26 protein-coding genes, 1 pseudogene and 2 riboswitches are annotated in these 26,359 nt (G+C 73.5%); of the genes and pseudogenes, 19 read left to right on the top strand and 8 right to left on the bottom strand.

Annotated features, from left to right (window positions below):
* Positions 1-2 precede the first annotated feature (2 nt).
* Positions 3-134, bottom strand: a riboswitch (cyclic di-AMP (ydaO/yuaA leader).
* A gap of 221 nt (positions 135-355) precedes the next feature.
* Both ACIBPB_RS03050 and ACIBPB_RS03045 read right to left on the bottom strand, forming a co-directional pair.
* Positions 356-541 (bottom strand): SHOCT domain-containing protein, encoded by a 186-nt coding sequence (locus tag ACIBPB_RS03050; protein ID WP_396837927.1) that lies wholly within the window; start codon positions 539-541, stop codon positions 356-358.
* Positions 542-711: 170 nt separating this feature from the next.
* On the bottom strand, positions 712-1,011 hold the full coding sequence (locus ACIBPB_RS03045; protein WP_046568942.1) for a metal-sensitive transcriptional regulator: 300 nt from the start codon (positions 1,009-1,011) through the stop codon (positions 712-714).
* A 150-nt stretch (positions 1,012-1,161) separates the two neighbouring features.
* On the opposite strand from ACIBPB_RS03045, the gene ACIBPB_RS03040 reads away from it, so the two are divergent.
* The 5 genes from ACIBPB_RS03040 (at position 1,162) to ACIBPB_RS03020 (ending at position 5,610) form a co-directional block, all read left to right on the top strand.
* Complete coding sequence (locus ACIBPB_RS03040) at positions 1,162-1,371, top strand: heavy-metal-associated domain-containing protein (protein ID WP_396837926.1); 210 nt, start codon at positions 1,162-1,164, stop codon at positions 1,369-1,371.
* Positions 1,372-1,405: 34 nt separating this feature from the next.
* Positions 1,406-2,377, top strand: coding sequence for a hypothetical protein (locus tag ACIBPB_RS03035; protein ID WP_396837925.1), 972 nt, complete (start codon positions 1,406-1,408; stop codon positions 2,375-2,377).
* A gap of 14 nt (positions 2,378-2,391) precedes the next feature.
* Positions 2,392-4,644: a heavy metal translocating P-type ATPase gene (locus ACIBPB_RS03030; protein WP_396837924.1), complete on the top strand. Its 2,253-nt coding sequence runs from the start codon at positions 2,392-2,394 to the stop codon at positions 4,642-4,644.
* Between the two features lie 98 nt (positions 4,645-4,742).
* Positions 4,743-4,916 carry a CsbD family protein gene (locus tag ACIBPB_RS03025; RefSeq protein WP_357309663.1) on the top strand — a complete coding sequence of 58 codons (174 nt, stop codon included), beginning with the start codon at positions 4,743-4,745 and terminating at the stop codon, positions 4,914-4,916.
* Between the two features lie 199 nt (positions 4,917-5,115).
* Entirely contained in the window at positions 5,116-5,610 is a 495-nt protein-coding gene (locus ACIBPB_RS03020) for a hypothetical protein (protein WP_396837923.1), read from the top strand.
* Here ACIBPB_RS03020 and ACIBPB_RS03015 read toward each other — a convergent pair.
* The 4 genes from ACIBPB_RS03015 to ACIBPB_RS03000 form a co-directional block, all read right to left on the bottom strand.
* Positions 5,555-6,238 carry a dihydrofolate reductase family protein gene (locus tag ACIBPB_RS03015; RefSeq protein WP_396837922.1) on the bottom strand — a complete coding sequence of 228 codons (684 nt, stop codon included), beginning with the start codon at positions 6,236-6,238 and terminating at the stop codon, positions 5,555-5,557. The two genes, ACIBPB_RS03020 and ACIBPB_RS03015, sit on opposite strands and share 56 nt — an antisense overlap.
* Before the next feature lie 29 nt (positions 6,239-6,267).
* Positions 6,268-7,503, bottom strand: a complete 1,236-nt coding sequence (locus ACIBPB_RS03010) for an RNA polymerase sigma factor (protein ID WP_396837921.1) — start codon at positions 7,501-7,503, stop codon at positions 6,268-6,270.
* The gene (locus tag ACIBPB_RS03005; protein ID WP_357310339.1) at positions 7,500-7,865 is read right to left on the bottom strand and encodes a YciI family protein; all 366 of its coding nucleotides are present in this window, start codon (positions 7,863-7,865) and stop codon (positions 7,500-7,502) included. Before ACIBPB_RS03005 ends, ACIBPB_RS03010 begins: the two co-directional genes overlap by 4 nt.
* Before the next feature lie 105 nt (positions 7,866-7,970).
* A complete protein-coding gene (locus tag ACIBPB_RS03000; protein ID WP_396837920.1) occupies positions 7,971-9,200 on the bottom strand; it encodes a DUF2786 domain-containing protein in 1,230 nt (409 codons plus the stop codon).
* Positions 9,201-9,613: 413 nt separating this feature from the next.
* On the opposite strand from ACIBPB_RS03000, the gene ACIBPB_RS02995 reads away from it, so the two are divergent.
* Positions 9,614-10,447 carry a DUF3152 domain-containing protein gene (locus tag ACIBPB_RS02995; RefSeq protein WP_396837919.1) on the top strand — a complete coding sequence of 278 codons (834 nt, stop codon included), beginning with the start codon at positions 9,614-9,616 and terminating at the stop codon, positions 10,445-10,447.
* Positions 10,448-10,517: 70 nt separating this feature from the next.
* Positions 10,518-11,496, top strand: a pseudogene (locus ACIBPB_RS02990) (aldo/keto reductase).
* A 9-nt stretch (positions 11,497-11,505) separates the two neighbouring features.
* On the opposite strand, the gene ACIBPB_RS02985 reads toward ACIBPB_RS02990, so the two are convergent.
* Positions 11,506-11,955: an ATP-binding protein gene (locus ACIBPB_RS02985; protein ID WP_396837918.1), complete on the bottom strand. Its 450-nt coding sequence runs from the start codon at positions 11,953-11,955 to the stop codon at positions 11,506-11,508.
* Between the two features lie 81 nt (positions 11,956-12,036).
* A complete protein-coding gene (locus ACIBPB_RS02980; RefSeq protein WP_396837917.1) occupies positions 12,037-12,783 on the bottom strand; it encodes an SAM-dependent methyltransferase in 747 nt (248 codons plus the stop codon).
* A 349-nt stretch (positions 12,784-13,132) separates the two neighbouring features.
* Here ACIBPB_RS02980 and ACIBPB_RS02975 point away from each other — a divergent pair, with 349 nt between their 5' ends.
* The 12 genes from ACIBPB_RS02975 to ACIBPB_RS02920 all read left to right on the top strand — a co-directional run bounded on the left by ACIBPB_RS02975 (position 13,133) and on the right by ACIBPB_RS02920 (position 25,654).
* Positions 13,133-14,251: an aromatic acid exporter family protein gene (locus tag ACIBPB_RS02975; RefSeq protein WP_396837916.1), complete on the top strand. Its 1,119-nt coding sequence runs from the start codon at positions 13,133-13,135 to the stop codon at positions 14,249-14,251.
* A gap of 145 nt (positions 14,252-14,396) precedes the next feature.
* Positions 14,397-14,807 carry a hypothetical protein gene (locus tag ACIBPB_RS02970; RefSeq protein ID WP_396837915.1) on the top strand — a complete coding sequence of 137 codons (411 nt, stop codon included), beginning with the start codon at positions 14,397-14,399 and terminating at the stop codon, positions 14,805-14,807.
* Positions 14,808-14,822: 15 nt separating this feature from the next.
* Positions 14,823-15,419: a cell wall protein gene (locus ACIBPB_RS02965; protein ID WP_396837914.1), complete on the top strand. Its 597-nt coding sequence runs from the start codon at positions 14,823-14,825 to the stop codon at positions 15,417-15,419.
* A 115-nt stretch (positions 15,420-15,534) separates the two neighbouring features.
* Complete coding sequence (locus ACIBPB_RS02960; protein WP_396837913.1) at positions 15,535-16,401, top strand: MauE/DoxX family redox-associated membrane protein; 867 nt, start codon at positions 15,535-15,537, stop codon at positions 16,399-16,401.
* A gap of 145 nt (positions 16,402-16,546) precedes the next feature.
* Entirely contained in the window at positions 16,547-16,774 is a 228-nt protein-coding gene (locus tag ACIBPB_RS02955) for a hypothetical protein (RefSeq protein WP_396837912.1), read from the top strand.
* A gap of 389 nt (positions 16,775-17,163) precedes the next feature.
* A complete protein-coding gene (locus ACIBPB_RS02950) occupies positions 17,164-17,337 on the top strand; it encodes a hypothetical protein (protein ID WP_357309703.1) in 174 nt (57 codons plus the stop codon).
* Positions 17,337-18,473, top strand: a complete 1,137-nt coding sequence (locus ACIBPB_RS02945) for a fatty acid desaturase family protein (RefSeq protein WP_396837911.1) — start codon at positions 17,337-17,339, stop codon at positions 18,471-18,473. The genes ACIBPB_RS02950 and ACIBPB_RS02945 overlap by 1 nt, the downstream gene beginning before the upstream one ends.
* An 18-nt stretch (positions 18,474-18,491) precedes the next feature.
* Positions 18,492-19,061, top strand: coding sequence for a nucleotidyltransferase family protein (locus ACIBPB_RS02940; RefSeq protein WP_396837910.1), 570 nt, complete (start codon positions 18,492-18,494; stop codon positions 19,059-19,061).
* 167 nt (positions 19,062-19,228) lie between these two features.
* Positions 19,229-20,620 carry a glycoside hydrolase family 6 protein gene (locus tag ACIBPB_RS02935; protein WP_396837909.1) on the top strand — a complete coding sequence of 464 codons (1,392 nt, stop codon included), beginning with the start codon at positions 19,229-19,231 and terminating at the stop codon, positions 20,618-20,620.
* Positions 20,621-20,755: 135 nt separating this feature from the next.
* Positions 20,756-21,823, top strand: coding sequence for a DUF2855 family protein (locus ACIBPB_RS02930; protein ID WP_396837908.1), 1,068 nt, complete (start codon positions 20,756-20,758; stop codon positions 21,821-21,823).
* Positions 21,824-21,908: 85 nt separating this feature from the next.
* Positions 21,909-22,116, top strand: a riboswitch (cobalamin riboswitch).
* Between the two features lie 125 nt (positions 22,117-22,241).
* The gene (locus ACIBPB_RS02925; protein WP_396837907.1) at positions 22,242-24,620 is read left to right on the top strand and encodes a ribonucleoside-diphosphate reductase subunit alpha; all 2,379 of its coding nucleotides are present in this window, start codon (positions 22,242-22,244) and stop codon (positions 24,618-24,620) included.
* Positions 24,617-25,654, top strand: a complete 1,038-nt coding sequence (locus ACIBPB_RS02920) for a ribonucleotide-diphosphate reductase subunit beta (protein ID WP_396837906.1) — start codon at positions 24,617-24,619, stop codon at positions 25,652-25,654. Before ACIBPB_RS02925 ends, ACIBPB_RS02920 begins: the two co-directional genes overlap by 4 nt.
* Positions 25,655-26,359 lie beyond the last annotated feature (705 nt).

The following is a 26,359-nucleotide window of genomic DNA, read 5'->3' as shown; positions in this document are numbered from 1 at the left end:
GTCTTCCCTTCCGTCGGCCGCCGACCGGGTTAGCTGACGGGTTCGGGACGGAAGCGGCCCCTACCGCTGACGCGGACTCACCCCATGTACCTGGTTCCCCGGCTCGCCCGCGGGCGATTGGGCGGCGGTACCGCAGGCGCCGGTTCGCGCCTTCAGCGGTGACCGGCAGCGAGGTTACCTGAGAGTCCGGGCGGGGATCTACGTCCGGAAGCCGACCAGAAGCCCTATTTCGTCGTGGCCCTGCGTGACCAGCGTCGCGTTTGACATCCGTCGTCACGCTACGGAGTGTCGTCATGCCGGAAGGTGTTCCACCGCGCCGTCCGGGGCGCGCATGGCACCGCAGCGGGGACGGGCGTCAGGCGAGGCCGGCACGGCGGCGGCGGTACTCCTCCTCGTCGATCTCGCCCCGGGCGTACCGCTCGTCGAGGATGCGCCGGGCCGCCGCGGAGGCGCGCGCGGCACCCGCCGGATCGGTGAGCCGGAACCCCAGCCACACCAGCGCGCCGAGCACCACCAGCCCCAGCAGGGACCAGATCCACATCAAGCCCATCATCGGGCCGTTCCACATCATCTGGCCGCCCTCCCGTCTGTACCGAGGGTCGGCCGGTCCGGCGAGGTGACGCCGGCTCCGGTCGCCACCTCGACGGTACGGCGGGCCGGGGCCCCGGCGGGCGGGCCAGGAGGCCCGGGATCGGGGCCGGAAGTCCCGACTCAGCCCCGCTTCATCAGCCGGCCGACGGCGGCCATCATCTCGGTCGCCATCTCGTCGGCGCGCCCCTCGGCGGCGCCCTCGTGCATGCAGTGCCGGGCGTGGCCGTCGAGCAGGCCGAGGCCGACCTTGTCCAGGGCGGCCTGGATCGCCGAGATCTGGGTCAGCACGTCGATGCAGTAGCGGTCGTCCTCGACCATCTTCTCGATGCCGCGGACCTGGCCCTCGATGCGGCGGAGCCGCGCGAGCAGCTGATCCTTGCTGGCGGTGTAGCCCCGGGTCGGGGTCGTCGGTGCGGTCATGACGTCGAGGATAGCGTACCCCTCGGGGGTATGGTACGGTCCGGTCGTGGGCATACCCACACCGGGTATCGGTAACGGCCCGGACGCGCCGGTCCATCCCTCTCCTACCCCTGGGGGGTATAGGATGGGGGTGCGGGAAGGAGTTTCGACATGGTCACCACCACGTACCAGGTGCAGGGCATGACCTGCGGGCACTGCGTCAACTCGGTCAGCACCGAGGTGAGCGCGATCCCGGGCGTCACCGACGTCCAGGTCGACCTGGCCACCGGCCGGGTCACCGTCAGCAGCGAGAGCCCACTGGACCCGGACGCCGTCCGCGCCGCCGTGGACGAGGCCGGTTACGACCTCGTCCCGGCGTGACGGCCGGCGGACCCCGAGAAACCGAGGTACCCCGATGAACACGGCGACGAAGCTGAGCGGCTTCGCCCTCGGCCTCGCGGCGGTGTTCGGCGCGGCGTACGGGGTCGGTCACCTGACCGGCCCCGTCGCGCCCGCCGCCGAGACCCGCCACGACGCCACCGACCCCGCGCACGACCCCACCGCGGCCGACCACGGTGACGGCCACGCCGACCCGTCCACCGACCACCTGCCCGGCGGGCTGCTCGTCGCCGACCGCGGCTACACGCTGCAACCGGTGAACGCCCCCACCGGCGAGTTCGCCTTCCGGATCACCGGCCCGGACGGCCGGCCGGTCACCCGCTACGACGTCGCGCACGACAAGCGGATGCACCTGATCGTCGCCCGCCGCGACCTCTCCGGCTTCCGGCACGTGCACCCCGAACTGACCGGCGACGGCACCTGGCGGGTCGCCTCGCCGCTCGCCGGGCCCGGCGTCTGGCGGGCGTTCGCGGACTTCACCCCGACCGGCGGCGAGCCGCTGACGCTCGGCGTCGACGTGACCGTCCCCGGCCCGCTGGTGGAGCACCCGCTGCCCGCCCCCGCGACCAGCAGCACCGTCGACGGCTACACCGTCACGCTGGCCGGCACGCCACAGCCCGGCCAGGCCGGCCGGCTCACCCTGACCGTGACCCGGGACGGCCGCCCGGTCACCGACCTCCAGCCCTACCTCGGGGCGTACGGGCACCTGGTCGCGCTGCGCCAGGGCGACCTGGCGTACCTGCACGTGCACCCGGAGGGCGCGCCCGGCGACGGGCAGACCCCGGCCGGACCGGCGGTGAGCTTCACCACCGAGCTGCCCTCGATCGGCACGTACCGTCTCTACCTGGACTTCCGGCACGACGACGCGGTGCACACCGCCGAGTTCACGGTGGTGGCCGGTGACGTCCCGCCGCCGGCTGCGCCGGCCACCCCGACCACACCCACCCCGGACGCCGGACACGGCGCCCCCGGGCACGGACACAGCTGACAGGAGGTGCCGCGATGACCTCGACCGCGAAGTCGCTGCCGGTCGCGCCGAACCGGATCGAGCTGGCGATCGGCGGGATGACCTGCGCCTCCTGCGCCGCCCGGATCGAGAAGAAGCTCAACCGGATGGACGGCGTCGAGGCGACCGTCAACTACGCCACCGAGAAGGCCACCGTTCGGTACGCCGACCAGATCACCCCGGCGGACCTGATCGCCACCGTGGAGAAGACCGGCTACACGGCCGTCGTACCGCCGCCGCCCGCGCAGGCCGCCGCCGAGGCGGCCGCGCCGGTGGACGAGCTGCGCGGGCTGCGTACCCGGCTGTGGGTGTCGGCCGTGCTGACCGTGCCGGTGATCGTGCTCGCCATGGTCCCGGCCTGGCAGTTCGACTACTGGCAGTGGCTGTCGCTGACCCTGGCCGCCCCGGTCGTGGTCTACGGCGGGCTGCCGTTCCACCGGGCCGCCGCGATCAACCTCCGGCACGGCGCCGCGACCATGGACACCCTGGTCTCGCTCGGCACGCTGGCCGCGTTCGGCTGGTCGCTCTGGGCGCTCTTCCTCGGCGACGCCGGGATGCCCGGGATGGTGCACCCGTTCGAATTCGACATCAGCCGCGGCGGCGGGGCCGGCAACATCTACCTGGAGGCGGCGGCCGGCGTGACCGTCTTCCTCCTCGCCGGCCGCTACTTCGAGGCCCGCTCGAAGCGGACCGCCGGCGCGGCCCTGCGCGCCCTGCTGGAACTGGGCGTCAAGGACGTCGCGGTGCTGCGCGGCGACCGGGAGACCCGGATCCCGGTGGACCAGCTCGCCGTCGGGGACCGGTTCGTGGTCCGCCCCGGCGAGAAGGTCGCCACCGACGGCGTGGTCGAGGACGGCACCTCCGCCGTCGACGCCAGCATGCTCACCGGCGAGTCGGTGCCGGTGGAGGTCGGGCCGGGCGCCGCCGTCGTGGGCGCCACCGTCAACGCCGGGGGCCGGCTGGTGGTCCGGGCCACCCGGGTCGGCGCGGACACCCAGCTTGCCCAGATGGCCCGGCTCGTCGAGCAGGCGCAGACCGGCAAGGCGGCCGTGCAGCGGCTCGCCGACCGGATCTCCGGGGTGTTCGTGCCGATCGTGATCGCCCTGGCGGTGGGCACCCTCGGCTGGTGGCTCGGCACCGGCGGAGGGGCGACCGCCGCGTTCACCGCCGCGGTGGCCGTGCTGATCATCGCCTGCCCGTGTGCCCTCGGCCTGGCCACCCCGACCGCGCTGCTGGTCGGCACCGGACGCGGCGCCCAGCTCGGCATCCTGATCAAGGGGCCGGAGGTGCTGGAGTCGACCCGCCGGGTGGACACCGTCGTGCTGGACAAGACCGGCACCGTCACCACCGGCCGGATGACCCTGGTCGACGTGCTGCCGGCGACCGGCCAGGACGCCGACGAACTGCTCCGGCTGGCCGGGGCGCTGGAGGCCGCCTCCGAGCACCCCATCGCCCGGGCCGTCGCCGACGGCGCCGCCGAGCGGGGCGCCCTGCCGGCGGTCGGCGGCTTCGCCAACGCGGAAGGGCTCGGCGTCACCGGGACCGTCGAGGGCCGGGAGGTGGTGGTCGGGCGGCTGCGGCTGCTGCGCGAGCGCGGACTCGACGTACCCGAGGAGATCGCGCGGGCGGCGACCGATGCGGCGGCCGCCGGGCGGACGGCGGTCCTGGCCGGCTGGGACGGCCGGGCCCGCGGCGTGCTCGCGGTGGCCGACGCGGTCAAGCCGACCAGCCGCGCGGCGGTCGGCCGGCTGCGCGAGCTCGGGCTGACCCCGGTGCTGCTCACCGGCGACAACGCCACCGTGGCGCAGGCGGTGGCCGCCGAGGTCGGCATCGACCAGGTGATCGCCGAGGTGCTGCCCGCCGACAAGGTCGACGCGGTGCGCCGGCTCCAGGCGCAGGGTCGGACGGTGGCCATGGTCGGTGACGGCGTCAACGACGCGGCCGCGCTCGCCCAGGCCGACCTCGGACTGGCCATGGGCACCGGCACCGATGTGGCGATCGAGGCGTCCGATCTGACCCTGGTCCGGGGCGACCTGATGGCGGCGGTGGACGCCATCCGGCTCTCCCGGCGCACGCTGGCCATCATCAAGGGCAACCTGTTCTGGGCCTTCGCCTACAACCTGGCCGCCCTGCCGCTGGCCGCCGCCGGCCTGCTCAACCCGATGATCGCCGGCGCCGCGATGGCCTTCTCGTCGGTCTTCGTGGTGGCCAACAGCCTCCGGCTGCGCGGCTTCCGACCGGTCGGCTGAGCCGGGGTCCGTTCACCCTCGGTGAGCGGCCGTGGTTGAGCCGACCGGCGACGGGGTACCTCCATCTCGTCAGGACGTAATGCTGAGTGGAGGTTCCGATGGGTTACGACGACAAGATCGGCAACGCGACCGAGAACACCGCCGGCAAGGTGAAGGAGGGCGTCGGCCGGGCGACCGACAACGAGCGCCTCGAGGCCGAGGGCCGCAACGACCAGTCCAAGGCCGACCTCAAGCAGGCCGGTGAGAAGATCAAGGACGCCTTCAAGAGCTGACCAACGCCACTACCGCGACGCCGGGCCGGCACCTCGCCGGCCCGGCGCGCTGCGCGCGGACCGCCTGTCCGGCGCCCGCGCCGCCCGCTTGGCACACTCGGTGCCACGCCGCCCGATCCGTCCGGGGCCCGGGTGGCGGCACCGCGAGGATGCCCCGGTCCGACCACCGACCGTGACCGACGACCGTACGGGGAGAAGGATGTCCGCCACCACCGCCCTGCGCGCCGCCGCCCTGGTGACCCTGACCGCCCTCGCCGGGGCCTGCCAGACCGACGGAAGCCCGGATGCCGCGGCCCCGGCGGGCGGCCCGACCGCCGCGCCGACCACCGTCGAGCCCGCCCCGACCACCGCCACGCCGTCCCCGCCGACCGCGGCGAACACCGTCGGGGTCTGCGCCGAGGTGGACAAGCTCATCATCGCCAAGAGCCGGGAGATCGCCGCCGACGCCGCGGCGGCGACCCGCAAGCAGCTCACCCCAGAGCAGATCAACGCCCAGGTCAAGACCGACCTCGCCGACCTGGCCGACGACGTACGCGAGCAGGCCGCCAGGGCCGCCGACCCGGAGATCAGGACGCTGGTCGGCCGGACCGCGCAGCAACTCGACGCCGGGGCCAGGTCGGCCAGCCCGGTGAAGTGGCTCAGCTCGACGTTCGTGGCGATCCCGCCCCGGCTGGCCCGGGACTGCCGGGCCTGACCCGGTACAACACGTGGGTGACGGCCGGTGCGGGGACCACCCGCACCGGCTCCAGCGTGACGCCGTCGAGCGGCCCCGCGAAGAGCGGAGTGCCACCGCCGAGGACGATCGGCACCAGGTGCAGCCAGACCGAGTCGAGCAGCCCGGCGGCGAGGTACTGCCGGAGCGTGCTTCCCCCGCCGGCCACCCCGACGTCGCGGTCACCGGCCGCCGCCCGGGCCGCCGCGAGGGCCGCCTCGACGCCACCGGTGACGAAGTGGAACTCCGTCCCACCCCGCATCACCAGCGACTCGCGCGGATGATGGGTCAGCACGAAGACCGGCACCCGGAACGGCGGATCATCCCCCCACCAACCGGTCCACCCCGGGTCCCACGCGCCCTCACCGCCGCCGAACATCCGCCGGCCCATCACGTACGCGCCGATGTTCGCGGTCATCTCGGCCACCACCTCGGCGTCGAGGTTGCGCTCCCCGCCGGCCTGCCCGTGTCGGGCCCGCCAGCCGTCCGTGGCGAAGAGCCACTCGTGCAGCCGCAGGCCGCCCCGGCCCAGCGGATCCTGCCTGCTCTGCCCCGGCGCCGCGACGTACCCGTCCAGCGACATCGAGATCTGACCGGTCACCTGAGTCATGTCCGGTGGACGTCGGCGGCCGGTGAAACTCATCGGTCGGCGGCCAGCCGGGCGGCGCGTACCTCCAGGTAACGCTGCTCGGGGCGGCTCGTGGTGGCCCGCGCGGCGGCCAGGTACGCCGCCCGTGCGGCCGCCCGCTCGCCGGCCAGCTCCAGCAGGTGGGCGCGGACCGCGGCGAGCCGGTGGTGCCCGGCGGTGCGGTCGTCGGCGTCCAGCGACGTCAGCAGCGCCAGCCCGGCCCGGGGGCCGTCCACCATGGCCACGGCGGCGGCCTGGTTCAACGTGACCATCGGGTTCGGCGCGATCCGGGCCAGCACCCGGTACAGCGCGACGATCTGCGGCCAGTCCGTCTCCGCCGCCGACGGCGCCTCGGCGTGCACCGCCGCGATGGCCGCCTGCACCTGGTAGGGGCCCGGCGCCGACCAGGTCAGCGCCTCGGTCACCAGGGCGACGCCCGCGGCGATCTCCGCCCGGTCCCACCGGCTGCGGTCCTGCTCGGCCAGCGGGATCAGCTCCCCGCCCGGGCCGGTCCGGGCCGCCCGGTGCGAGTCGGTGAGCAGCATCAACGCCAGCAGCCCGGCCACCTCGCCGTCGTCCGGCAGCAGCCGGCGCAGCTCCCGGGCCAGCCGGATCGCCTCCCGGGTCAGCTCCGCCCGGTGCAGCTCGTCGCCGCTGGAGGCGGTGTACCCCTCGTTGAAGATCAGGTAGAGCACCCGCAGCACGGCCCGGAGCCGGTCGTCCCGGTCCGCCGGCGAGGGCAGCACGAAGCGCGCCCCGGCCGCCTCGACCCGCTGCTTCGCCCGCCGGATCCGCTGGCTCATCGTCGCCTCCGGCACCAGGTACGCCCGGGCGATCTCCGCGGTGCTCAGGCCGCCCACCGCGCGCAGGGTGAGCGCCACCTGGGCGGAGCCGGTCAGCGCCGGATGGCAGCAGAGGAAGAGCAGCTTCAACGTGTCGTCCTCGGCGGGCGGCTCCTCGTCGGCGGCCGTCGCGTACGCCGGCTCCCGGACCGCCACCGCGACCTCGCGGTCCCGGCGGGCCCGCTCGCTGCGCCACTCGTCGGTGAGCCGGCGGGTCGCCACGGTGACCAGCCAGGACCGCGGATGCTCCGGCACCCCCTGCGCCGGCCACTGGGTGGCGGCGGCGAGCAGGGCCTCCTGCACCGCGTCCTCGCAGGCGTAGAACTGGCCGTGCCGGCGGACGAGCACACCGAGGACCTGCGGCGCGAGGGTACGCAGCAGGTCCTCGACGGCCCGCTCGGTCACATCTCCGTCCCGGCCTGGTCCATCACCGGGCGCACCTCCAGCACGCCCACCCCGTGCGTCACGTCCGGCCAGCTCGCCGCGATCTCGGCGGCCCGCTCCGGGGTCTCGCAGTCCACCATCAGGTAACCGGCGAACTGCTCCTTGCTCTCCACGAACGGCCCGTCGGTGACCTCGACGGCACCGGCGCGGGCGCCGGCCCGGACCGTACGGGTCTGCGACGGATGGGCCAGCGCGTCGCCGCCCACCAGCTCACCGGAGGCGGTCAGCTCCGCCATGATCCGGTCGACGTCGCCGAAGATCGCGTTGCGGTCCTCCTCGGAGAGCTCCTCGACGAAGCCGGGACGGTTCCAGATCAGCAGCATGTACTTCACGGTCCACTCCTCAGGTACGGGCCACCGGCCGGTGGCGCCTCTCGCAGACGGGTCGGAGCCGGGACCTCCGATCCGACATCCTGCCCGAGAAAAAAATCAGCGACTGCGTACCGGCCGGCGGTCCGGCGCGCCGGCAGCCAGCGAGGCCCGGTCGGCGGCCGAGGTGCCGGAGGCCCAGCCGTCCCGGTCCCGGACCTGGAGCCGGTGCCGGGTGACCCCGGGAAAGAGCTGGTCGAGGCGCTCCCGCACGGCGTCGGTACGGGCGGCGAGCACCGGGAGCAGCCGCTCGCCGGCCTGCTCCCCGGCGGCCGCCCGCTCCTCGGCCACCGTGGCCGCCCGCAGCCGCTCGCCGATGCGCAGGGCGAACGCGTTCAGGAAGGACTCGTCGTAGCCCTTGGTCCGCCGGCCGCTGCCCGGCCGGCGCTCGCCCCGGCCACGCAGCATCGCGGCGGTGGCCTGCACCAGCAGCGAGGTGTGCAGCAGCTCGACCGCGGCCAGGTCGGTGGGGAAGCCGAGCACGGTGGCGAAGCCCAGGTCGTCGGACCACACCGACTCGCACCGGTTCGCCCCGGCCACCTCCTGGATGAGCAGCGCCTTCGCGGCCGCGTACGGGGCGTCGGTGCCGAGCCGGATGCCGCCCGGCCGGTCGGGCCGCTCGGCCGTGGCGTCGAGCAGGGCGGCGTCGATGCTGTGCCGGGCCATCAGCTCCTGCGCCTTGCCGGTCAGCGCCTCCGCCTCGGCCGGGAAGGTGGTCGACTCGGCCTTGGCCAGCAGGGCACGGACCCGGTCCAGCAGCCGCGAGCCGCTGCCCGGCGCCCCGGCGCCCCGAGCGGAACCGGGCACGCCGGCGCCCCGGGCGGTACCCGGACCGCCGGGTGGCGGGCGCAGCGCGGCGATCGGCGGCAGCCCTTCCACCAGCGCCAGCGCCTCCACCGCGTCCCGCAGCGTGCTGATCCGGTCGCCCTGGGCCCGGCGGTCCAGCCAGCCCGGGCCGCCGTCCCACTCCGCGCCCAGCTCGGCGAGCTGACCGTCGAACCAGCCGGGGACCGGGCCGGGCTGCTCGCGGCGCTGGGCGGCCAGCACGTCGCGGAGCAGCCGCGCGCCCCGGGGCGGCAGCCGCCGCAGCGCGATCCGGTCCAGGTCGACCGGCTGCCAGCCGCGGGGCCAGAGCCGGCCCACCGCGCGGACCAGGCGGGCCAGCAGCGCCGCGTCCACCGCCGGGCCGTCGCCGACCACCAGCCGGTCCAGCGCCCGCTCGGCCTCGCGTACGTCGGTGCCGCGCGCCCCCGCGAGGGCGTCGGCGAGCAGCCGGTCGGCGTCGGACACGGGTGGCCCCTCCTCTGGTCAGGGTCGTCCGGCGACGCCTGCGGATCCGCTGGGAACGCGACCCGCGGTCCCCGGAAGGAACGGTACCGGCGGCCGGGGCGCCGCCGCTGGTGAGCGCCCTCACCTCGGCCGTCCAGCCGGTCGGCCAGCGGCCGCCCCGGCGCTCGTCGTGGCGGATCCACGCGAGATGCCGCAAACGGGGGTCTCCGGCCCCGCCTGATCCACCCGGGATGCCGCAACCGGGGGTCTCCGGCGCTGCGGAGAGGCCGGATTGCGGCAGTCGGAGTGGATCATTCTCCGGTCCGACCCGACGACCGGTCGGTGCCGGCCGCACCGAGGGCGTTCAACCGCGCGGCCCGCGCGTCCGTACCACTCCCGGGTGGACCGGGGCGGCACGACGGACGGAGAGCGACGTGGGTGGGCGGAACGCGCGGGACCGGGGTCTGCACCGCCGCCGGGGGTCGCGCGTCGGGCCGGCGCTGGCGCTGGTGGTCGCGGTCGGGCTGGCGGCCGGCGGGGCGTACCTGGCGCGGCGCGGCGCCACCGACCTGCTGGCCACGGCCGGCGGCCCGGTGCCCGCCGCGGTCCCCGCCCGCCCGGCGGCCACCCCGACCCCGCCGGTCGTGACGGCGGCCGGCCGGGCCACCCCGGCGATCACCTACCCGGCCCGGGGCACCGGCGCCTTCCGCACCGCCACCGCGCTCGGCGCGGTGGCCGGGCGCGGGGGCCGGCTGCTGCGCTACCGGGTGGCGGTGGAGGGGGGCATCGCCCGCCTCGACGTGGAGCGGTTCGGGCGGGAGGTCGGCGCGATCCTGGCCGATCCGCGCGGCTGGACCGGCGGCGGCGAGTGGCGGCTGCAACGGGTCGGGCCGGCCGACCCGGCCGACTTCACCGTGCTGCTGACCACCCCGGTGACCCGGGGCCGGCTCTGCGCCGACCCGACCGACCACTACACCTCCTGCCGCAACGGGGACCAGGTGGTGATCAACGTGGCCCGCTGGGTCCGCGGTGTGCCGCAGTTCCCTGATCTTGGCCGGTACCGGCAGTACCTGCTCAACCACGAGGTCGGGCACCGGCTGGGCCGGGGGCACGAGCGCTGTCCGCGGGCCGGCGGTCCGGCCCCGGTGATGGAGCAGCAGACCCTGGGCCTGCACGGCTGCACCCCGAACCCGTGGCCCCGGCCGGACGGCGCCCTGCACACCGGCCCGCCCGGGCAGTACGACGACCCGGTGCCGGCCGAGGATTGAGCCGGCCGGCCTGCGTCGGGCGCCCGCCGGTGGTGAGATGGACGGCGGGTGCGAGGAGGAGGACGACCGCATGGAGTACGTCAAGTTCGGGTCCACCGGCCTGGAGGTGTCCCGGCTCTGCCTGGGCTGCATGAGCTACGGCGAGCCGGGGCGGGGTGGGCACCCGTGGTCGCTGCCGGAGGCCGACAGCCGGCCCTTCATCCAGCAGGCGCTGGAGCTGGGGGTGAATTTCTTCGACACCGCCAACGTCTACTCCGACGGCACCAGCGAGGAGATCGTCGGCCGGGCGCTGAAGGACTTCGCCCGCCGCGACGACGTGGTCATCGCGACCAAGGTGCACGGCCGGATGGGGCCCGGACCGAACCGGGCCGGCCTGTCCCGCAAGCACATCATGAGCGAGATCGACGCGAGCCTGCGCCGGCTCGCCACCGACTACGTGGACCTCTACCAGATCCACCGGCTCGACCCGGGCACTCCGATCGAGGAGACCCTGGAGGCGCTGCACGACCTGGTCCGCGCCGGCAAGGTCCGCTACCTCGGCGCCTCCTCGATGTACGCGTGGCAGTTCGCCAAGGCGCTCTGGGCCGCCGAGCGGCACGGCTGGACCCGGTTCGTCTCCATGCAGAACCACTACAACCTGCTCTACCGGGAGGAGGAGCGGGAGATGCTGCCGTTCTGCCTCGACCAGGGCATCGCGGTGATCCCGTGGAGCCCGCTGGCCCGGGGCCGGCTCACCCGGGACTGGGGTGAGCGGACCGCGCGGGCCGAGACTGACGAGTTCGGCCGCCGGCTGTACGCCCGGACCGAGGAGAACGACCGCGAGGTGGTCGACGCGGTGGCCCGGATCGCGCAGGCCCGGGGGGGTGCCCCGGGCCCAGGTGGCGCTGGCCTGGCTGGCCCGCAACCCGGCGGTGACCGCGCCGATCGTGGGCGCGACCAAGCCGCACCACCTGACCGACGCGGTGGCGGCGCTGGAACTGGAGCTGACCGACGACGAGGTGGCGCAGCTGGAGGCGCCGTACGTCCCGCATCCGGTCGCGGGCTTCTAGGCTCGCCGCTCAGGCGTCCACGGCCGCCCGGGCCGGGCGGGGGAACGACGCCCAGATGTTCTTGGTGTGCGCGGTGGCGTACCAGCCGACGGCCAGCGAGAGCTGCTGGGCCAGGAACAGTCCGCGTCCCCCGGAGTCCAGCGGATGGATGTCGGTCAGCTCGGGCACGGTGCGTACGTCGTGGTCGGCCACGTCGAGCAGGAAGCAGTCGTCGCGGCCGAGCAGGGTGACGATGGTCGGCGGCCGGCCGTGCCGCAGCGCGTTGCTGGCCAGCTCGGTGGCGACCAGCACGACCAGGTGCGGCACCTCGTCGAGGTCCTCGCCCTGCACCAGCCCGTGCCGGTCCAGCGCGTCGCGCAGCGACGCCCGCAGGTCGCGCAGTCCGTCCGGGCTGTCGAGCACCCACCGCTCCAGGTCGACGGCCTCCGGCGGCGGCGGCGAGGTGCGCAACTGTCCCATGGGCTGCGTTCTACCCTGCGTAGCCGCCCGCTAAGCCGGCTCCCGCCCGCCCTCGGGACGAGCGGGAGCCGGCCGCGCGGGTCAGCGGCGGAGCAGGGCGAAGACGCCCCAGCCCAGGTGCTCGCGGCGGTAGCGGACATACCGCAGCGGGTCCTCGGTCAGCTCCCGGCGCAGCTCGCCGGCCAACTCGTCGTCGGGGTGTGCGTCCAGCCAGCGGCGCAGGTTGAGCCAGTGCGCGGCGGCGTACCGGTCCCAGCTGTCCTGGTCGGCGAGGACCATCTCCACCAGGTCCCAGCCGCACTCGCCGAAGAGCCCGACCAGCCCGGGCAGGTCCCGGAACTCGTCCCGGGAGCGGGCGTGGCAGGCGGACACGGTCGTCTCGTCGGGCGGGTCGAGCCGCCAGTACGGCTCGCCGACCAGGACCATCCCGCCGGGGCGCAGCCCGCGTTCCAGCAGCTCCAGGGTGCCGGGGACACCCCCGCCGATCCAGGTGGCGCCGACGCAGGCGGTCAGGTCGAAGCGCTGCTCGGGTACGTAGGCCGCGGCGTCGCCGTGGACGAACCGGACCCGGTCGGCGACGCCCAGCTGGGCGGCGCGCGCCCGGGCCGCGGCGGTGTTGACGGTGCTGATGTCCACCCCGGTGCCGGTGACGCCGTGGTCCCGGGCCCAGGTGCAGAGCAGTTCGCCCTTGCCGCTGCACAGGTCGAGGATCGACGCGCCGGGACGGAGCCCGATCACCCGGCCCAGGGTGGCCAGCTTGACGTCGTCGATCGGGTTGAGGATCCGCAGGTCGCCCTCGCGGATGCTGAAACTACGTGGCAGATCCAAGGTGATCACTCCAGGGGAAGAAGGGTGGGGACGTCGAGAGAAGACGACGCTGCTCGGCACGGCGCGGCACGGGCACCAAAACACCCTCTTCAGGCAGTCGGAGTGACGTTGGCGGCGAGGCTAGCCGCCCCCCGGCCGCCCGCCAACCGGATTACCGGCCGGCTGCTCGGCGCGGGGCGCTGGTCGTTGACGTCGGCGGCCACCCCACGCCGGACGGCAGGATTGGATCGAGCCGTAGCGGGTAGCCCCGGCCGTGGCCGGCGCGGGTCCGTCGAGGGAAGGCAGCGGAGCGAGACGTACCCGGCCCGGCGGGAGGATCGCCGACCTGTCCCGGCGCTGGGCCGGGGCGTTGCCCGATCGGCTGCGCCAGGTCCGGGCCGGTCTCGGGCTGGCCGCCCAGGCCGGGCTGGCCGCGGGGCTGGCCTGGTGGGTCGCCGACAGCCTGCTGCACATCGCGCAGCCGGTGTTCGCGCCGATCTCGGCGGTGGTGACGCTGGCCGCGTCGGTCGGCCAGCGGTTGCGCCGCACGGTCGAGCTGGTCGTCGGGGTGGCGCTCGGCATCCTCACCGGTGACCTGTTGATCCGCGCGATCGGTGTCGGGCCGTGGCAGCTCGGGGTCATGGTGCTGCTCGCGATCCTGGTGGCGGCGTTCATCGGCCGCAGCCCCGCCCTGGTGGTCCAGGCCGGCGCGACGGCGGTGCTGGTCGGCACCCTGACGCCGCTGGTGTCGAACCTCGAACTGCCCCGGTTCGCCGACGCCCTGATCGGTGGCGGGGCGGCCCTGGTGGTGACCGCGGTGCTGTTGCCGCTCAACCCGCTCCGGCTGATCAACCGGTCCGCCGGCCCCGCGCTGGAGCTGCTCGCCGACCAACTCGACGCCACCGCCGCCGCGCTGCGGGAGCGGGACGCCGTCCGGGCGCGGGCGGCCCGGGACCGGCTCCGGAACAACAAGGCGGAGCTGGGCGCCTTCGGCGAGGCGGCGCAGGGCGCCCGGGAGGCCAGCACGATGTCCCCGGTCTACTGGGGCGCCCGGGAGGGGCCACTCGGCCGGTACGCCGCGGCGGTGGACCCGATCGACCGGGCCATGCGCAACAGCGGCACGCTGATCCGGCGCACCGTCACCCTGATCGAGGACGGCGAGCCGATCCCGGCGGCCCTGCCGGCGGCGGTGTCCCGACTCGCCGGGTCGGTGCGGATGCTGCACCGGGAGTTCGCCCGGGGGGCCGCCGAGCCCACCAGGACCCGGGAGGAGACGGAGCGGGCGGTCGCCGAGGCCGGGCACGCGTACCGCGCCGGGGTGGGTTTCTCCGGCGCCGTGGTGGTGGCCCAGGTGCGTACCGCCGCCAGTGATCTGCTGGTCGCCACGGCGCTGCCGCAGGAGGAGGCGAACCGCCGGGTGCGGCGGGCCTTCGGCTCGCTCACGCCCCCGGAGCCGGAGGCCCGCGGCGACGGCCCGGTGGCGGACTGAGCCTCCCGCCTGCCGCCGCCGGCTGCCGGTAGTGCCACCCGTAGGAAATCTTCGCCGCAGGTGTTGACGGAGGTGTTTTCCAACATAACAATCGCCATCTATATCGACATCCATCGTTGTCGATCACCTCTGGAGGGAGGTATCCATGGCGGCCATACAAGGCGAAGTGTCGTGGTTCTGCTGCGGCACCGCCTGGGGTCCCTGCGGCACCGCGGGAGGCGGCGCCTGCGGCACCTGCAGGTCGGGCAACTACCAGCACGCCTGGCCGAACACCTCGGACGCGTGCTACGCCATCACCCATCCGGACACCTGCGGGCTGAACATGAGCCGGCGCGGGTGCGGCTTCCGGCACTACACCACCAACCTCTGCAACGGCGCCCGGGTCGGCACCACCATCGCCGACTGCGGCCCGCAGACCGACCTGTTCTGCGGCGAGCGCACCTGCTGCGGCTCGGCCTGCGGCAGCAACCGGATCATCGACCTGACGCCGGCGGCGTTCAGCGCGATCGGCAGCCTCTCCGTGGGGCTGCGGCCCTGCTCGGTCGACACCGTCTGAACGGGAGGGTTACCCATGCCTCAGACCCTGGACCGCCGGCGCCTGCTCGCCACCGCCGCGCTCGGCGGCGTGGTGGGCGCCACCGGGCTCGGCTCGCTCGCCCCCGAGGCCGCGTTCGCCGCCGAGGCGGCGGCCATCGAGCCCGGCGCCCCCGACCCGAACTTCGTCGAGGGCCGGATCAGCAAGATCTCCGGTCACCTGCTCCTGGTCACCGGATCCGACACGGTGCTGCATTCCATCCGGATCACCGACGGGACCAGCATCTGGAAGCTGCACCCGACCACCTTCGACCAGGTCGCCATCGGCGACGGGCTCTACGCCCGCGGCGTCCGCCTGCCCGACGGGACGCTCGCCGCCGACTCCGTCTGGGTCAACATCGTCAACCTGCACGCGCACATCGCCGCCGTCGGCCGCAACCTGCTGCACCTCGACCACAAGGGGCAGCGGATCGTCGCCCACGTGGTGCAGGGCCGCTCCGCCGCGGTCTACAACGGCACGCCGGCGGTCAGCGACCTGTCCCTGCTGCGGGTCGGCCGGCACGTCCAGGTGCTCGGCGCCTGGCACCCGGACACCAACGAGATCGACATCGCCACCGTCTACGCCGCCGCCTGACCGGGCACGCCCGACGGCTCCGGGTCGCGACGCGGCAGACGCGCCGGCCCGGAGCCGCCGGCGGGCGGCGCGCGCCGCTCGCGCGTACCCGCCGGTCCACTCGAGGGGAGAACTGATGATCGACCTGATCGCGGCGCTGCAACCGCTGGTCGTCGGCGCGGTGTTGATCTCGTCCGCGCGCGTCAAACTGCTCAACCGGCACGCCCGGGCGGCCGCCCAACGGACGGCCCTCGCCCGGCTGATCGGCCAGCACCGGGCGCTGCCCGCGTACCGCCTGCTCGGCGGCGTCGAGCTGACCCTCGGCGCGCTCCTCCTGCTGCTGCCCGCCCCGCGACTGGCGGCGGTCGCCGCGACCGCGCTGGCCGTCGGCTTCCTCGGCTATCTCGGGTACGCCCGCCGGGCCGCGCCCGCCTCCTCCTGCGGCTGCCTGAGCAGCCGCCCCACCCCGGTCGCCGGCCGCAGCCTGGTCCGGGCGGCGCTGCTGGTGGCGGCGGCCGGACTGGCCGCGCTGCTCCCCGGCGCCTGGCCGGACGCGCTGGCCAGCCGCCCCTGGGCCGGCGGCGCCGTGCTGCTGGCCGAGGCCGCCGCCGTGGTGGCGCTCTCCCCGGAACTGGACGCGGCCTGGCTGCTGCCGCTGCGCCGGCTGCGGGCCCGATTGACCAACCCGCTGCGCGGCGGGTCCGGCCTCCCGCTGCTCGCCACCGTGCAGCAGGTCCAGCTCAGCGACTCCTACCGGCGGGTGGCGTCGCTGCTCCGCTCCGACGTGCGGGAGCACTGGGACGACGGCGAGTGGCGCTTCGTCGGACACGCCGCGCGCTACCAGGGCCGCCCGGCGACGGCCGTGTTCGCGGTGCCGTTGATCGACCCGGAGCCCGCGGCGGTACGCGTCGCCGTCGTCGACGACGCCACCGGCCAGACCGTGCTCGCCCTGGCCGGGGCGGGGCGACCCGCCGGTCCCCGGCTCGACGTCGTCCCGGCGTAGCCGGCGGCCACGCCCGGGCCGCCTGCCCACCCGGGCGGCCCGGCCCGCCCGGGCGGGCATACAAGGGTGCCGATTCGCCCGTCACGGTCAGCCATGGAGTCCGACAATCAGCATCATGAAGACACGTTGGACATCGGGAGCAGGCATGGCGCGGAAGAGGCACCCCAACATCCGGCAGGCGGTACTGCTCGCCTTCGCGGCGGGGACACTGGCCGGAGCGGCGGGCGCGATGACGCTGCGCCGACGGCAGCAGGACGAGGACGGCTGGGCGGGTAACGGCGGCCGGCTGGGCGAGAACAGCTTCCCGCCCTTCAACGGCCGGCTCGACGGCCCCGCCCAGGCGGTCCGCGCGGCGGTGGGGCAGCAGAGCTGACAGCGCGGGGCCGGGCGTCGCCGCCGGGGGTGACCCGGCGGGCGCGGCGGCGTCCGGTCACCCTGACGGGGCGTCGATCGGCCGAGCCCGCGCGCACGGTGGCCCGGCCCGGTGCGGATCCGCGCGGCGAGGCGTACGGTGAGCGGGTCACCCGTTTCCCGGCGCCCGCCAGGCGCCGCCGCCACCAGCCTGCCCGGGTGCTGCGCGACGTCACTCCCGCCGTAACAGCCCGCTGGTCATGCTGGCGGATCGCCGACCACGTCGCGACCGCCGGATCCATCGACCGCGACCCGCTCAGAGCCGCCGTGCGTCCCGATGGTGGTGCGATCCAACCGGCACGGCCGCCCGTGAGCCCGATGCTTCCGGACGGTTTCACAAGGGAGCACCCGATGGAGATCGCCAGACAGCGGATCGTCAGCATCCTTCGCCAACGCGGGCAGCAGGTCAGGGCCGACTGGGTCGAGCGCGAGCTGCCGGAGCGGGTGGACACCACGGAGCACGTCGGCCTGCTCGCCATCCTGCGGCTCGACCCGGCCGACCTCGTCGACGCGCCGGCCACGTGATGGGCGATCCGCTCGAACCGCTCGCCAGCAGCGCAGGTCCCACCACGGCGCCCAGCCCCGGTGTCGCCGAGCCCGATCCGCCGTACCGGAGCCCCGACCTGAGCGATGCCGGTCTCGGGGCCGCCGGGCAGCGGGGCAGCGACTACGCGGAGCTGTCCCGGCTGGTCCGGGCGGCGGGTCTACTCGGGCGGCGGCGAGGCTACTACGCGGTGCGGATCGGCCTCGTCGTCGGTTCCTTCGCCGGGCTGTGCGTCCTCTTCGTCCGGCTGGGTGAATCGTGGTGGCAGCTCGGCACCGCGGCGGTCCTGGCGGTGGTCCTCGCGCAGGCCGGGTTCGTCGGCCACGACGCCGGGCACCGGCAGATAGCCCGGTCGCGTCGGGCGAACGACCTGATCGGCATGGCGCACGGCAACCTCCTGACCGGGATCAGCTACGGCTGGTGGGTGGACAAGCACAACCGGCACCACGCCCACCCGAACACCGAGGGCAAGGACCCGGACATCACCCTGGCGCCGCTGTCCTTCACCGCCGAGCAGGCCCGCCGGCGGCGTGGCCCCGCTGCGCTGCTGGTCCGCTACCAGGCTTATCTGTTCTTCCCGATGCTCCTGCTCGAGGGCCTGCACCTGCACGCCGCCAGCGTGAAGGCGGTCCTCGGCCCACGCCGGATCGCCCGGCGGCCGGTCGAGGCCGGACTGCTGGCCCTGCACCTGGGCGGCTACGTCACTGCCGTGTTCCTGGTCCTGAGCCCGGCGCAGGCGGTGGCGTTCGTCCTCGTCAACCAGGGACTGCTCGGCCTCTACCTCGGCTGCTCCTTCGCCCCGAACCACAAGGGCATGCCCATCCTCGGCGCCGACGACAACCTCGACTACCTGCGGCGGCAGGTCGTCACCTCCCGCAACGTCCGGGGTGGGCGCTTGCTCGACAGCGCGCTCGGCGGCCTGAACTACCAGATCGAACACCACCTGTTCCCGAGCATGCCGTGTCCCAATCTGCGTCGCGCCCGCCCGTTGATCCGGCGGTTCTGCGCCGAGCACGACATCGACTATCGCGAAACCTCGCTGGGCCGCTCCTGGGCCGAGGGACTGCGCCACCTGAACGACGTCGGGGTCCTCGGCACCGCCGACCGGCCCGGGTAGCGGCCACGAGGGGAACCGATGCGGGAAGAGGACCTGCGGGGCCTGATCGAGCGCAGCCCGTGGCTGGTCCGGGCGCTGGGCGTCGTTCGGGACTCCGGCCTGCCGGACGCCTGGATCGGCGCGGGCGTGGTCCGCGATCTGGTCTGGGGGAAGCGGTACGGCGACGGCTTCGACCCGTCGTCGGTGCGGGATGTCGATGTCGTCTTCTTCGATCCGGCGGACCTGAGCCGCGATCACGACGAGCGGGCCACCGCGCGACTGGTGGCGGCCTGGCCGGAGCCGCCGTGGGAGGCGAAGAACCAGGCGGCCGTGCACGCTTGGTATCCCGCGAAGTTCGGCGGTGACCCGGTGGCCCCACTGCGCGGCATCGCCGAGGCGGTCGCCACCTGGCCCGAGTACGCCACTGCCGTGGCCGTCCGTCTCGACGCACACGACCGGATCGGGGTGTGCGCGCCGCACGGCCTGGACGACCTGCTCGACGGGGTGTGGCGGCGCAACCCGACCCGGGTCAGCCCGGAGGTCTCCCGGCGACGACTGGCCCGCCACCGCCCGGCCGAACGCTGGCCGGGCGTCCGCGTGGTGACCTGAGCCGGCGTTCGCGCGGTCCGTCGCGCCGCCCGAACCTCGACCCGGCAACGCGTCCGCGGTCGCAACGATGAGTCTCGACATCTTGGCAGCGGCGCGCGCCTCCGCTACCTTCATGGGAACGCTCCCACAAACTTAGAAACTTCTATGTGATCAGGAGGCAACACGTCGTGGCTACCCTCTCCCCGCTCCGCCGCAGACCGGTGGCAGCCAGCGTGGCGGCCGTCGCGGGCGCCACCGTCGTCGGCGTCTGTCTCGCCGTCGGCAGCGCCTCCGCCGGCACGCTGTCCGGATCGCTCTACCGGGACCCGAACTCGGCCGTCGTGCGCTGGGTCGCCGCCAACTCCGGCGACTACCGGGCCGCCGCGATCCGCGACAAGATCGCAAGTCAGCCGCAGGCCCGCTGGTTCGCCAACTTCAACCCGTCGACCGTGCAGTCCGAGGTCTCCGGGTTCGTCGGCGCCGCCAACTCGGCGCAGCAGATCCCGGTGCTGTCGGTCTACGAGATCACGAACCGGGACTGCGGCGGGGCCAGCGCGGGTGGGGCGCCGGACCTCAACCAGTACCAGACCTGGGTGTCCAACTTCGCCCGGGGACTGGGCAACCAGACGGTCATCATCATCCTGGAAACCGACTCGCTCGCCCTGCAGACGTGCCTGAGCGGCAACGAGCTCAACGCGCGCAACCAGGCGCTCTCGACGGCGACCCAGACCATCAAGTCGGCCAACCCCAACGCCAAGGTGTACCTCGACGGTGGCCACTCCACCTGGAACAGCGCGAGTGACACGGCCAACCGGCTCCGGGCGGCCGGCGTGCAGTACGCCGACGGCTTCTTCACCAACGTGTCGAACTTCAACTCCACCTCCAGCGAGGCGAACTTCGGCCGGGCGGTCATCTCCGCCCTCAACGGCATGGGCATCCAGGGCAAGCGCCAGGTCATCGACACCAGCCGCAACGGGGGTGCCAGCGGTGACTGGTGCGCCGACGACAACACCGACCGGCGCATCGGGCAGTACCCGACGACGAACACCGGTGACGGCAACATCGACGCGTACCTCTGGGTGAAGCCGCCGGGGGAGGCGGACGGCTGCCGTTACACGGCCGGTTCGTTCCAGCCGGACCTGGCCTACAGCCTGGCCAACGGCGCGCCCAACCCGCCCACCACCGCGCCGCCGACCACCGCGGCGCCGACGACCGCGCCGCCGACCACGGCCCCGCCGACCACCGCGCCGCCGACCACGGCTCCCCCCACCACGCCGCCGCCGACCGGTAACGGCTGCTCCGCGTCGGTGGCGGTCAACCAGTGGTCCGGCGGCTTCACCGCGAGCGTGAACGTCACCGCCGGCTCCGCGAGCATCAACGGCTGGACCGTGACCATGACGCTGCCCGGCGGCGCCGCGATCACCGGCGTCTGGAACGCCCAGGCCAGCGGCACCAGCGGCACCGTCCGGTTCACCAACGTGAGCTACAACGGGCAGGTCGGCGCCGGGCAGACGACCAACTTCGGCTTCCAGGGCACCGGCACCGGGTCGGGCGCGACGGCCACCTGCGCGGCCGGCTGACGCCACCCGATATCCCGGCCCGGCGCGGAGGACGCTCTCCGCGCCGGGCCGTCCCCGTCTAGTCCGGCGCGTCGAGTGGGATTTTGCACTCCCAGTGCACTTGTTCCCGTTCCCGCGGCTCTCTAGCGTCACACCATGGCTGACTCGTGGACGTTCGCCGTCGCTCGGAACGATCTCGCACGCACCACGCTCGTCGGCGCCGCGACGCCCGGAATCTCCGACGGGGAGGCGCTGCTACGCGTCGACCGCGTCGGCCTCACCGCCAACAACGTGACGTACGCGGTGCTCGGCGACTCGATGCGCTACTGGGAGTTCTTCCCACCCGAACGGCACGGGCTGGACCGGCAGTGGGGCCTCCCGCCGCTGTGGGGCTTCGCCGAGGTGACCGCGTCCAAGGTGGCCGGGGTAGAGCCCGGTCAACGGGTCTACGGTTACCTCCCGCCCGCCGGCCACCTCGTGGTACGCCCCGACCGGGTGGACGGGTACGGGTTCCGGGACGCGAGCGCCCACCGCGCCGACCTGCCCTCCCCGTACAACGCGTACCGGTCGACCGTCGGCGATCCCGCCTACCGGGCCGATCAGGAGGACCTGCTGGTCCTGTTCCGCCCGCTCTTCTTCACCTCGTTCATGCTGGCCGACCAGGTCGCGGACAACGACTTCTACGGCGCGCGGTCGCTGGTGCTGTCGTCGGCGTCGAGCAAGACGGCGTACGCCGCGGCGTACGAACTGCACGGCCGCGCCCCGCGCCTCGTCGGGCTCACCTCGCCCGGCAACCTCAGCTTCACCCGATCGCTCGGCTGCTATGACGAGGTTCTCTCCTACGACGATGTCGACAGCCTGGACGACGTCGCCACCGTCTACCTTGACCTGTCCGGTGCGCCGGCGACCCGGGCCGCCCTCCGTGGTCACCTCGGCGACCGGCTGGTCCGGGACATCGCCGTCGGGCTCACCAACCAGATTCCGAACGCCGACGCGGCCGAGGAGGTCTTCTTCGCTCCGGTGCAGATGCGCAAACGCCGACAGGACTGGGACCGCGACGGCCTCGACGAGCGGTTCACCGACGCCTGGCAGCGGTTCGCGCAGGTGGTGAGCGGATGGCTCGATGTGCGGCCAGGCAATGGGCCGGCGGCGCTGCGGGACTCGTGGCGCGACGTCCTCGCCGGCCGTACGCCACCGCGGGTGGGCCACGTCGTCCAGTTCTGAGCGCTCGGTACCAGCGCCGACCGCAGGGCTCGCCACGACACGCCGACACACCATATGGGGTGTTGCTCGAAGAGAGTGCCCATATATAGTGCCTGTCGTGGCTGGTTCGGCATCCAACCAGGATCGCCGAGGCAACAGGGAACCCGGTGCGAGACCGGGACTGCCCCGCAGCGGTGAGTGGGAACGACCGCCGTCATGAAGCACTGGGCCGAGCAGGCCCGGGAAGCGACGGCCAGTAGGAACGAGCACGACGCCCACGAGTCCGAAGACCTGCCAGCGCGCCGTCCGCGTACGTGGGCGGCGGTCGAAGGTCGCGTGGGACGACCGACGCCGGCAACCGGAGCTGACCCCTGCCCGGCAGCGCCGTGGCGTCCTCCCGCGCGTCCGAGGCCATCGGAGACAGCGCGAGGGAGAGGTCATGACTGTGGTGCGGGAGGATCGTCCCGCCGGTCCGGCTCAGCCGGAGCAGCGCCGGCAGGTGATGCAGGTCCGCAAGCGCAACGGTGACGCCGAGCCGGTGGACGTCAACAAGATCGTCCGGGCGGTGGAGCGCTGGGTCGCGGACCTGGACGAGGTGGACCCGCTGCGGATCGCGACGAAGACGATCAGCGGCCTCTACGACGGCGCGACGACCGCCGAGCTGGACAAGTTGTCGATCCAGACGGCCGCGGAGCTGATCGGCGAGGAACCGCAGTATTCCAGGCTGGCGGCGCGGTTGCTGGCCGCGTACGTGGACAAGGAGGTCCGTGGGCAGGGGGTGGCCAGCTTCAGCCAGTCGATCCGGTACGCCCACGGGTTGGGCCTGATCGGGGACGACACGGCCGCGTTCGTGGCCCGCAACGCCCGCAAGCTGGACGACGCCGTGGACCCCGGCGGGGACCTGCGGTTCGAGTACTTCGGACTGCGCACGGTCGCCGACCGGTACCTGCTGCGGCACCCGCGGTCGCGGCTGGTGGTGGAGACGCCCCAGTACTGGCTGCTGCGGGTGGCCTGCGGCTTGTCCAGCACGCCGGGCGAGGCGATCGGGTTCTACCAGCTGATGTCGTCGCTGGCGTACCTGCCGAGTTCGCCGACGCTGTTCAACTCCGGCACCCGGCACACCCAGCTGTCGTCGTGTTTCCTGATCGACTCCCCGCGGGACGAGTTGGACTCGATCTACGAGCGGTACCACCAGGTGGCGAAGCTGTCGAAGTTCTCCGGTGGCATCGGGATCGCCTGGTCGCGGGTGCGCGGCCGGGGCGCGCTGATCAGGGGCACCAACGGTCGGTCCAACGGCATCGTGCCGTTCCTGAAGACCCTCGACGCCGGTGTCGCGGCGGTCAACCAGGGCGGCCGGCGCAAGGGCGCGGCCTGCGTCTACCTGGAGCCGTGGCACCCGGACATCGAGGAGTTCCTGGAGCTGCGGGACAACACCGGCGAGGAGTCCCGGCGTACCCACAACCTGAACCTGGCCAACTGGATCCCGGACGAGTTCATGCGCCGGGTCGAGGCCGACGGCGACTGGTCGCTGATCGACCCGTCCGACGCGCCGGAGCTGCCCGACCTGTACGGCGAGGAGTTCGACGCGGCCTACCGGATCGCCGAGAAGAAGGCGGTCCGCACGGTCAAGGCCCGGGACCTGTACGGGCGGATGATGCGGACCCTGGCGCAGACCGGCAACGGCTGGATGACCTTCAAGGACGCGTCCAACCGGCTCTCCAACCAGACCGGGATGCCGGGCAACACCATCCACCTGTCCAACCTGTGCACCGAGATCCTCGAGGTGAACAACGACACCGAGACGGCGGTCTGCAACCTCGGCTCGGTCAACCTCGGCGCGCACGTCACCGCCGACGGCGTCGACTGGGCGAGGCTGCGCGGCACGGTCCGCACCGCGGTGGTGTTCCTCGACCGCGTGATCGACATCAACTACTACCCGGCGGCGCAGGCCGCCGCGTCGAACCCGCGCTGGCGGCCGGTCGGGCTCGGCCTGATGGGGCTGCAGGACGTGTTCTTCACGCTGCGGCTGCCGTTCGACTCGGCCGAGGCGAAGGAGCTGTCGACCCGGATCCAGGAGGAGATCTTCCTGACCGCCCTGGAGACCTCCGCCGGCCTGGCGGAACGCTTCGGCCCGCACCCGGCGTACGCCGAGACCCGCGCCGCCCGGGGCGAGCTGCACCCGGACCTGTGGGGTGCCGAGCCCAGCCAGCAGGACCGGTGGGCGGCGCTGCGGGCGACGGTCGCCGCGCACGGCCTGCGCAACTCGCTGCTGGTCGCGATCGCCCCGACCGCCACGATCGCCTCGATCGCCGGCTGCTACGAGTGCATCGAGCCGCAGGTGTCCAACCTGTTCAAGCGGGAGACCATGTCGGGCGAGTTCCTCCAGGTCAACACGTACCTGGTCCGCGAGTTGAAGGCGCGGGGACGGTGGACGCCGGAGATCCGGGAACGGATCAAGCGCGCCGAGGGGTCGGTGCAGGCGATCGACGAGTTGCCGCCGGACGTGCGGGAACTGTTCCGCACCGCGTGGGAGCTTCCGCAGCGGGCACTGATCGACCTGGCCGCCGCGCGGGCCCCGTACGTCGACCAGTCGCAGTCGCTGAACCTGTTCATGAGCGCGCCGACCATCGGCAAGCTCTCCTCGATGTACCGCTATGCCTGGCAGTCCGGGCTGAAGACCACCTACTACCTGCGCTCCCGACCGGCGACGCGCATCCAGCAGGCCACCGTCGCCATCCAGCCCGTCGTCGCCGTACGCGACGAGGAGGCGGTGGCCTGCTCCCTGGAGAACCCCGAGAGCTGCGAGGCGTGCCAGTGACCACCGTTCCCGAAACCCGTACCGCCGCGACGGGGCAGCTGCTGCTCGACCCCGGCATGAACCTGACCCTGCGCCCGATGCGCTACCCGCACTTCTTCGACCGGTTCAAGGACGCGATCCGGAACACCTGGACCGTCGAGGAGGTGGACCTGCACGCCGACCTCGCCGACCTGGCCCGGCTGTCCCCGGCGGAGCAGCACCTGGTGTCCCGGCTGGTCGCATTCTTCGCCACCGGCGACACCATCGTGGCCAACAACCTCGTCCTCAACCTCTACCAGCACGTCAACTCCCCGGAGGGCCGGCTCTACCTGTCCCGGCAGCTCTTCGAGGAGGCCGTGCACGTCCAGTTCTACCTCAACCTGCTGGACACCTACGTTCCCGACGAGAAGGAGCGGTACGCGGCGTTCGCCGCCATCGAGAACATCCCGTCCATCCGCCGCAAGGCCGAGTTCTGCTTCCGCTGGATCGACTCGATCTTCGAGCTGCGCGAGCTGAAGACCCGCGAGGACCGGCGAGCGTTCCTGCTCAACCTGATCTGCTTCGCCGCCTGCATCGAGGGCCTCTTCTTCTACGGTGCCTTCGCCTACGTCTACTACCTGCGCTCCCGAGGGCTGCTCAACGGCCTCGCCTCCGGCACCAACTGGGTGTTCCGCGACGAGTCGATGCACATGACGTTCGCGTTCGACGTGGTGGACACCGTCCGCGCCGAGGAACCGGACCTGTTCGACGACGAGATGGCCCGCCAGGTACGCGACATGCTGGCCGAGGCGGTCGAGTGCGAGGCCCAGTTCGCCGCGGACCTCCTCGAACAGGGCGTCTCCGGGCTCTCCCTGGCGGACATGCGCCAGTACCTGGAGCACGTGGCGGACCGCCGGCTCGCCCAACTCGGCATCGCACCGCTCTACGGCTCGACGAATCCCTTCGCGTTCATGGAACTGCAGGACGTGCAGGAGTTGTCGAACTTCTTCGAGCGGCGGGTCTCCGCGTACCAGGTCGGCGTGAGCGGGAGCGTCACCTTCGACGACGACTTCTGACGCCGGGGGCAGCCGGACCGCCACCGGTCACCGCCGGTGCGGGGACGCCGGCGGCCCGGTGGCCCGGCCTCGTCCGGCGCGGATCGCCTCCTGCGTGGGCTGGCGCCGCCGGCCCCGGGCGCAGCCATCCTGATGGTCGACGGCTAGAAAATCTCGGCTGGAACGGCTAGATATCTTCTGCGGTCTGGCATACTCTTCTTGAAGTCGAGAGGAAAGATCCGTCAGGACGCAGACGGGCCGTCCGGCCGTGAGGTCACGACGGGCGGCGCGGGAGGAGCAGTCTTCATCGTCCCTCCCGAGAAGCAGTAGGAGCAGGTCACCCGGCGTGATACGAGCCGGGGTGCAGGTGGGGCCAAGGTTCTTTCAGGGCTCCAGCTGATGTTCGCCGTACGTGTGCGGGCCGTGAAGTCGCGTGGGCCCCAGCTCCGGCGGACCGTACGTCAGCCAGGGAAACAGGTAGTAGAGGAAAGGGAGGGCCGTACACCGTTTGGATCGCCCGCCGTCGGCCGTCATGTCAGGCCGGGCGGACACCGCAGTTCCCATCGAACGAGAGGTGGTCTCCGGTCACGCATATGCGATCCCCGCACCCGAAGCCGTCAGTTGTGGCTCGTGCGGATACGACAAGCCGACGTTCCCGTCGGTAGATGGTGTCTGACCCGTAACCCTGGGCCCCGGCGCGTAAGCGCCGGGGCCCTCGACGTGGAG

Origin of the sequence: Micromonospora sp. NPDC049836, assembly GCF_044465125.1 — a bacterium.
Classification (GTDB): Bacteria; Actinomycetota; Actinomycetes; order Mycobacteriales; family Micromonosporaceae; genus Micromonospora.
The sequence above is the reverse complement of the archived record's forward strand: the minus strand, read 5'-3'. Positions and strand labels throughout refer to the sequence as shown.